Raw genomic sequence first — 7,810 nt, forward strand, 5'->3', positions numbered from 1 at the left:
ATCGACTCAAGTGCCTTATTTTCCAGGGCATCACGGATGACATCTCTTGGGTATACTTCTGATATTCAAAAAGATCCAAAGAAGCAATGTTTAGATATTAGGATAATATACTCTCGTGAAATCAAAACCTCTAGTTTAATGATAGCTACCAGCTTGCAGTTTACTTGGGTAAATGGGCACTTCGAGCGTATCAGGAGACAGAGGTTTTGATTTCACTTCGGTATATTTGTACAAGAGAGTACTTTTGCTTATAAAGATGGGGAGTCAGGAGAGGAACTATACTGAGACCCATTTTTTGTCGCAAATTCGTGGGGGCTCATTGCCGCCCCCACGAATTTGCAACAAACAAGTAACAAAAAGAAAAGCAAAAGGGTATAAGAATAAATTATTTAAAACGATGGTTTGTTTAATTGCTGGAAATTTGGATTTTTATCAACTGAAACTACGCTGTTCGCCTACCTAAAATTCAGCTTACCCACTCAAAACGCAAAAGAGCCGGAAAATTGGCATAACATCAACTGCTACTCTCACTGGCCTTATGGCCATGAACTGCAAATGCGACGTCCAGGATGATGTACGATGAGGTTGTAACCTCGATTTGAACCACCCTAAAATTAGCGAGTAAATTTTGATTTCACTTCACTTCAGTATAGATAAAAACAATTGCCTGTTTAGCCCAGGCACTTTTTCCTCTATAATCACCTGCGTACCTGGTGTATGAAGGATAAGCTGAAGTGAGTGCTCTGCCCGAGATACTTAGACACAAATTGACACTTTTTACTAACCTCAATTTAGAGGGGATTGACTCGTGCTAGCGCCAAAGGATCGCATTTTTGCTAATCTACACGGTGAGCTGGGAGCTGACCTCAAATCATCCCGCAAGCGGGGAGATTGGGATGGGACACTTGAGTTGATGTCCATTGGTCCGGCCGCAGTGATCACAGAGATCAAAGATTCGGGATTGCGCGGCCGGGGAGGGGCCGGATTTTCCACTGGCCTTAAATGGTCGTTCATGCCCGCACCCAGCGAAAAACCACATTATTTGTTGATCAATGCCGATGAGAGTGAGCCAGGCACTTGCAAGGACCGAGAAATTTTGCGGCATGAGCCGCACAAATTGCTTGAGGGCGCATTGATTGCTGGCTTTGCTATGAGTGCACATACGGCCTACATCTACATTCGTGGCGAGTTCTACCGAGAAGCCGAGTGTGTGCAAGCGGCGATTGATGAAGCGTATGGCGCTGGGTTGTTGGGCAGAAATGCTGCCAAGTCTGGTTGGGATTTTGATGTGCATTTGCACCGAGGCGCTGGGGCTTATATCTGTGGTGAAGAATCGGCATTGATGGAAAGTTTGGAAGGGAATAAAGGTTTCCCCCGGCTTAAACCTCCATTTCCAGCTCAATATGGATTGTATGGTTGTCCTACCACCATTAATAATGTGGAATCGATTGCTGTGGTGCCAACTATTTTGCGGCGTGGCCCTGATTGGTTTGCCAGTTTTGGGCGGCCTAATAATGCCGGAACCAAGTTGTTTTGTATTTCTGGTCACGTGAATCGCCCCTGTGTGGTGGAAGAGGAGATGAGCATTCCCCTAAAAACATTGATTGAAAAGTATGCCGATGGCGTGCGCGGCGGTTGGGATAATCTGTTGGCAGTTATTCCTGGTGGCTCATCGGTGCCACTAATCCCCAAATCCACTTGCGAAACCGTGTTGATGGATTTCGATAGCTTAAAAGAGGTCAAGAGCGGTCTGGGAACGGGTGCTGTGATTGTCATGGATAAGTCCACCGATCTGGTACAAGCGATTACCCGCCTGGCCAAATTTTATATGGAAGAAAGTTGTGGTCAGTGTACGCCGTGCCGAGAGGGTACCGGTTGGATGTGGCGTATTTTAAATGATCTATCGCTGGGGCGAGGCAGCAAGGCCGACATCGACAAACTGGAGCAACTGACCTATCAGATTGAAGGACATACCATTTGTGCCCTTGGAGATGCAGCCGCTTGGCCAATTCAGGGGTTGTTGCGTCACTTCCGGGATGATGTGGAAAAGCGAGTTAGCCATGCCTAAAGTGACAATTAACGGCCAAGAATACGAAGTGCCAGCAGGGGCTACCGTGCTACAAGCGGCTCATTTGGCAGGCATTGAGGTGCCGTACTTTTGTTATCACCCCAAGCTTGCAATTGCTGGCAATTGCCGGATGTGCTTAGTAGAAATAGAGGGTATGCCAAAGCTAGCGGCTAGTTGCGCGCAACCTGTTATGGATAATATGGTTGTGCATACTCGTTCAGAAAAAGTAAGAAAAGCCCAGGAAGGGGTGATGGAATTTTTGCTGATCAATCACCCATTAGACTGCCCCATTTGTGATCAGGGTGGTGAATGTGATCTGCAAGACCAAGCGATGGCCTATGGCCGAGATCGCAGCCGGTATACGCACCCGAAACGAGCCGTGGCGGACAAACACATGGGGCCCCTGATTCGTACCTTCATGAACCGCTGTATCCATTGCACACGTTGCGTGCGGTTTGCCACCGATATTGCAGGGGTGCCTGAGCTTGGCACCACCGGGCGAGGTGAGCATATGGAGATTGTGAGTTACCTCAATCGCTCGTTGACCTCAGAACTTTCTGGTAACGTGGTGGACGTATGCCCGGTGGGAGCGCTGACCTCGCGGCCGTACTCCTACAAAGGTCGTCCGTGGGAGCTGAGCAAAACGGGAAGCATTGATGTTTTAGATGCAGTGGGCAGCAATATTCGTGTTGATGCTTATGGAGCCAAGGTGATGCGCATTCTGCCGCGATTGCATGAAGGCATCAACGAGGAATGGATCTCGGATAAGAGCCGTTATGCGTGTGATGGCCTCTTGAATCAACGACTAGATACTCCTTACGTTCGAAGAGACCGCAGGTTGATTCCGGCAACCTGGGATGAAGCCTTTGCAGAAATTGAGAAAAGATTTAAAGGTATTCAAGCAGAAAAGATTGCAGCAATTGCTGGTGATTTGGTTGATGTTGAGGCGATGGCGGCTCTAAAGGATTTGCTGCAAGCAATCGGTAGCCCGCATTATGATTGCCGCCAGCGGGGCGAGAAATTTGCTACCTCTTGCAGGGCGCATTATCTATTCAATACATCGATTGCTGGAATTGAAGACGCGGACGTTTGCCTGCTGGTGGGAACGCATCCACGCTATGAAGCGCCCTTGATCAATGCCCGCATTCGCAAAAGCTATTTGCAAGGTGGTTTAAAAGTTGCCCGCATTGGAACTCCTGTTTCTAAGAGGCATGAGTTAACCTATCCCGTTGAGGACTTGGGTGCCGGTTTGGAAGTTTTGCAAGAACTTATCAGTGGTAAGCACCCCTTTGCCAAGGTGTTACAGGCAGCCAAAAATCCGATGTTAATTGTGGGCAGCACTGTGTTGCGCCGCAAAGATGCTGGGCAGATTTTATCTTGGGCTGGAAGCACCGCTGGGCATTTTAAAATGATTCGCCCTGATTGGAATGGCTTTAATGTGTTGCACACGACCGCTGCCCAGGTGGGGGGATTGGATATTGGTTTTGTGCCAGGGCCTAAAGGCATGGATTGTGCTGCTATGCTGCAAGCAGCCGAAATCGGCAAACTTGATGTGCTGTGGTTGTTAGGCGCCGATGAAATTCCAACTGATGGCCTTGATAAAACTTTTGTCATTTACCAGGGACACCATGGTGATGCAGGGGCAGCCGTTGCCGATGTGATTTTGCCAGGTGTTGTTTACACCGAAAAATCAGGGACTTATGTCAATACTGAGGGACGGGTGCAACGAACCGAGGTGGCAACAAGAGCTCCAGGAGATGCCCGTGAGGACTGGAAGATCATTCGGGCGCTCTCTGATGTTTTGGACAAGACTTTGTCTTATGATACGTTAGAGCAGCTGCGCGAACGTATGATTCAGATCAACCCCATCTTTGCGAGCTTTGATGAGGTGAGGCCAGAAAAATGGTTGCCGTTTGAGAAATTGGGAGATGTTAGTAAAGAGCCTCTTGCACCCTGGTCGGGTAACTTTTATATGACCGATTCCATTAGTCGGCACTCTGTGACGATGGCTAAGTGTAGCCAGGAGTTGCTGGACAGAGAAGGGGAGAGAACCAATGCTTGAAATATGGCCAACCATACTCTCACTCTTGATCCTTACGGGACAAATTATCCTGCTGGTCATTCCACTGATCCTATCAGTCGCCTATCTCGTTTACGCGGAACGTCGTATCATTGCAGCGATGCAACTGCGGCGTGGGCCCAACGTTGTTGGCGTTTTTGGCCTTTTGCAACCGATAGCCGATGCCCTGAAACTATTGCATAAGGAAATCATTGTTCCAACGCGGGCTAGCCCGATGATTTTCTTGCTGGCACCTATTGTGACATTTAGCCTTAGCTTAATGGCCTGGGCTGTAATTCCTATGGATGCGACTTTTGTATTTGCTGATATCAATGTGGGCATTTTATACCTGTTTGCCATTTCTTCACTCGGCGTTTATGGCGTGATTATGGCGGGTTGGGCCAGTAATTCTCAGTATCCTTTTTTAGGTGCCCTGCGCTCGGCAGCACAAATGGTCTCTTACGAAGTGTCGATTGGTTTGATTATCGTTAACGTTTTAATTTGTGCTGGATCGATGAATTTGCGGGAAATCGTGCTGGCGCAAAGCCGCGTGTGGTTTGTCGTACCCCTATTTCCTTTATTTGTTATGTTTTTTATCTCGGCCCTGGCTGAAACCAACCGGTCGCCGTTTGACCTGCCTGAGGCTGAAGCGGAGCTTGTGGGTGGCTATAACACCGAGTACTCCTCCATGCCCTTTGCCCTGTTTTTCTTAGGCGAATACGCTAACATGATTTTGATGAGTGCCACCGCCAGTATTTTGTTTTTAGGAGGTTGGTTGCCGCCGTTGTCGTTTGCTATTTTCAAGGTTGTGCCTGGGTTTGTCTGGTTTGCCTTTAAGATTGCTTTCATGTTATTCCTGTTTTTGTGGGTTCGAGCCACACTGCCTCGATATCGCTATGACCAGCTGATGCGCTTGGGCTGGAAGGTATTTTTGCCATTGTCACTATTTTTCGTGGTGCTGACGTCGGGCACATTATTGTACTTTGACATGTTGCCGGACACTGGAGGATAAATTGATACACGCATTTGTCCGTGGCTTAAAAAGCTTTCTGTTGCTCGATATCATACGTGGCATGTTCTTGACTTGGCGTTATATGTTTCGCCGTAAAGCAACCATTAATTACCCTTATGAAAAAGGCAAACTCAGCCCCCGATTTCGCATGGAACACGCCTTAAGACGGTATCCCAATGGTGAGGAACGTTGTATTGCTTGCAAGTTGTGTGAAGCCGTGTGTCCAGCTTTGGCCATAACCATTGATGCTAAGCCCCGCGTTGATGGCAGCCGCCGCACCACCCGTTATGATATCGACATGACCAAGTGCATCTACTGCGGCCTGTGTGAAGAAGCCTGTCCCGTTGATGCCATCGTCATGGGACCGAACTATGAGTTTGCCACTGAGACACACGAAGAGTTGCTTTATAACAAGGAAAAACTGTTAGACAATGGGGATCGTTGGGAGAGAGCACTGTCGGATAATTTAGAGGCAGATGCGAAGTATCGGTAGGTTGGTGTGATTTAAATATCACTGGTTATAAATATTTAAGTATTGACAACATTATAAATTGTTCCTATTTTTAATATAGGGTTTATTTTTTATTATGGAGTATTAAATGTTAAGTTTTTCTAAAAAATCATTAATTTCATTGTGTGGGGTGCTCTTGGCTCCGTTCATTAATCCAGTTTTTGGATCAAATCTTCAAGACAGTAGTGAACAACGACATTATTCATTCCCCAATGTTCAAAAAGGTGACGGTAACTTTTATTATGGGAGAATGCGCAGTCAAACCGGAAAGAAATTATGGCTGGCTATGGAAAAAATTGACATTCATAATTACGATCTTTGGAGCAATTATATATCTGTTCAGGCTAATCCTAGAGTTATCGGTTACGCAAGCAGGAATCTACCATCAGGGGGAACAACGGGGGATGGCTCTCTTCATTTCAAAAGAGTGCTAAAAGAAATTTCATATATAGAAAATGAAATTTGGGTTGCCTATATTACAAATGCTCTTGCCCCAAGAATAAATAGTAGTGATATAGCTTCATACAATTCTCAAGATGTAATTCCTGAAAGATCATGTTTTGCCAAAAATATTGAAATGTTTGTAACTGTGACTTCATCTCCGAAGGCATTAATTACCTCACATATGGGAATTACATTCTCTGCTGAAAGGTCAGGAGATCGCGTCAAACGTATATCTTTAGATCTACATTCTTTTGCTGCTAAGGTTATGCTTATGCGTAATCCAGATCGTAAATTTATGATTAATGCTCCTGGGTTTTCCGTGGAAAAGATGTTAGCAAAAGTACTTCCTGAGGATACTTTTGTTGGTACGCGAGAAATGCGGGTAACGATGCAAAAAAGTCAAGGTGTTGGCCGAAGGGAATTTGCTGGTTTGAAGGGAGACTGCATTAGAGTTGAACTTGAACAGAAAGCTATTGCTGAGGCAAAGCAAAATAATTTAACAATAGAACGTAAAGTAAGAGAAATGAAAAATGGAAAAACAGAAGAAAAACTTCGTAAAAAGGTGATTAAAAATCTTCCTTATTGCTCTTTAGTGGAAATGGGTGATGATAGTAAATTTGTTGCCTCAGAAACAAAAATTGAATCTCAATATTCTAAGAAACTAGATGATGCGTTTTCTAATTTTAAAAATCCATACCCTTTTCCTGCAGAAACGAGAGAGAATCGCGGGGTAGAGTTTTTGAAATTTATGGAACAGCATCCACCAATTTTATCTGCTGACAACGGTCGATTCATCAAAGATAGCATTACTATCTTTGATCCAAACAGTCCTGCGCAGCCATGGTTAACCATTAATGAAGAGAATAAAACTGATTATCAATGGGTGTTTAAAGGTCCTTTTGCACCTGCTGGTGCAACTCACTTTATAGCTGTGAATTTAGTTGCGTTAGCCAAGAGTAAGTCTTTGGTGGAACCTGATTTGGATATATATAAAGATATGGGGACTCCATATAGCATTATGATCTCTGATGAAGACTACGCTGATCCTGATGGAGAATTTGTGGACTCCTTGAAAAATAATTCGTCTGTGGTTGATTTGACAATACATACAGAATTTAATGATTTTGATAATATATGCTACAACAATTACCAGAGGTTAATTTTAGAAGGACTACAGAATAAACCAAACCTAAAAAGATTGACCATTGTTGGAAATCTTTACACTGACTTGTTTTTCCAATCGAGTAGAATCTGTATCGGAGACCAGTGTATAAGTCCAGAAACATTTCTAAAGTTTTCGCATTTGCAGCTCTTTGCCAATCTGAAAGAACTCCACGTAGATGGTTTAATAATGGGCGCGAATCGTAATGATATATACTTTTGTGCGGAGTTCCTTGGAGATTTGCAACGTTTCAAAAAGCTACAAAAATTTAGCACAAAAGATCCTAAGTACAGTTCTTTTGAATTTCATTAATAGACATCATTAATAAAGGCCACCTACGTGAAGTATTCGTGAGGTGGTCCTTCTTGCAACTTTACTTACTTTATGCAACTTTTTTGTAACTGTCTCACTCCATTTCCAACCCAACCATTTTCAACTAATTTAGTTTTATCTGTGGTTCTGTCGCATCTGTTGAGAGTGCCCGTGAAATTTCTAAAAACGAGATTCCTCTGGGCACACTACACCATCAGAGCCATGAAATTTTCAAATGTTGA

At 44.6% G+C, this 7,810-nt stretch carries 6 protein-coding genes; all 6 read left to right on the forward strand.

Features of this window, described 5'->3' with window-relative positions:
* The coding region (locus ABFQ95_06570) for a hypothetical protein (protein ID MEN8237185.1) at positions 1-210 on the forward strand (210 nt) is incomplete at its 5' end.
* Between the two features lie 598 nt (positions 211-808).
* A complete protein-coding gene (gene nuoF, locus ABFQ95_06575; GenBank protein ID MEN8237186.1) occupies positions 809-2,068 on the forward strand; it encodes an NADH-quinone oxidoreductase subunit NuoF in 1,260 nt (419 codons plus the stop codon).
* Positions 2,061-4,130: an NADH-quinone oxidoreductase subunit NuoG gene (nuoG, locus tag ABFQ95_06580; GenBank protein ID MEN8237187.1), complete on the forward strand. Its 2,070-nt coding sequence runs from the start codon at positions 2,061-2,063 to the stop codon at positions 4,128-4,130. Before nuoF ends, nuoG begins: the two co-directional genes overlap by 8 nt.
* Positions 4,123-5,139 carry an NADH-quinone oxidoreductase subunit NuoH gene (nuoH, locus tag ABFQ95_06585; protein MEN8237188.1) on the forward strand — a complete coding sequence of 339 codons (1,017 nt, stop codon included), beginning with the start codon at positions 4,123-4,125 and terminating at the stop codon, positions 5,137-5,139. The genes nuoG and nuoH overlap by 8 nt, the downstream gene beginning before the upstream one ends.
* Positions 5,140-5,143: 4 nt before the next feature.
* The gene (gene nuoI / locus ABFQ95_06590; GenBank protein MEN8237189.1) at positions 5,144-5,632 is read left to right on the forward strand and encodes an NADH-quinone oxidoreductase subunit NuoI; all 489 of its coding nucleotides are present in this window, start codon (positions 5,144-5,146) and stop codon (positions 5,630-5,632) included.
* 106 nt (positions 5,633-5,738) lie between these two features.
* On the forward strand, positions 5,739-7,568 hold the full coding sequence (locus ABFQ95_06595; GenBank protein ID MEN8237190.1) for a hypothetical protein: 1,830 nt from the start codon (positions 5,739-5,741) through the stop codon (positions 7,566-7,568).
* Positions 7,569-7,810: the final 242 nt, after the last annotated feature.

The sequence above is a fragment of the Pseudomonadota bacterium genome (assembly GCA_039714795.1).
GTDB lineage: Bacteria > Pseudomonadota > Alphaproteobacteria > JAGOMX01 > JAGOMX01 > JBDLIP01.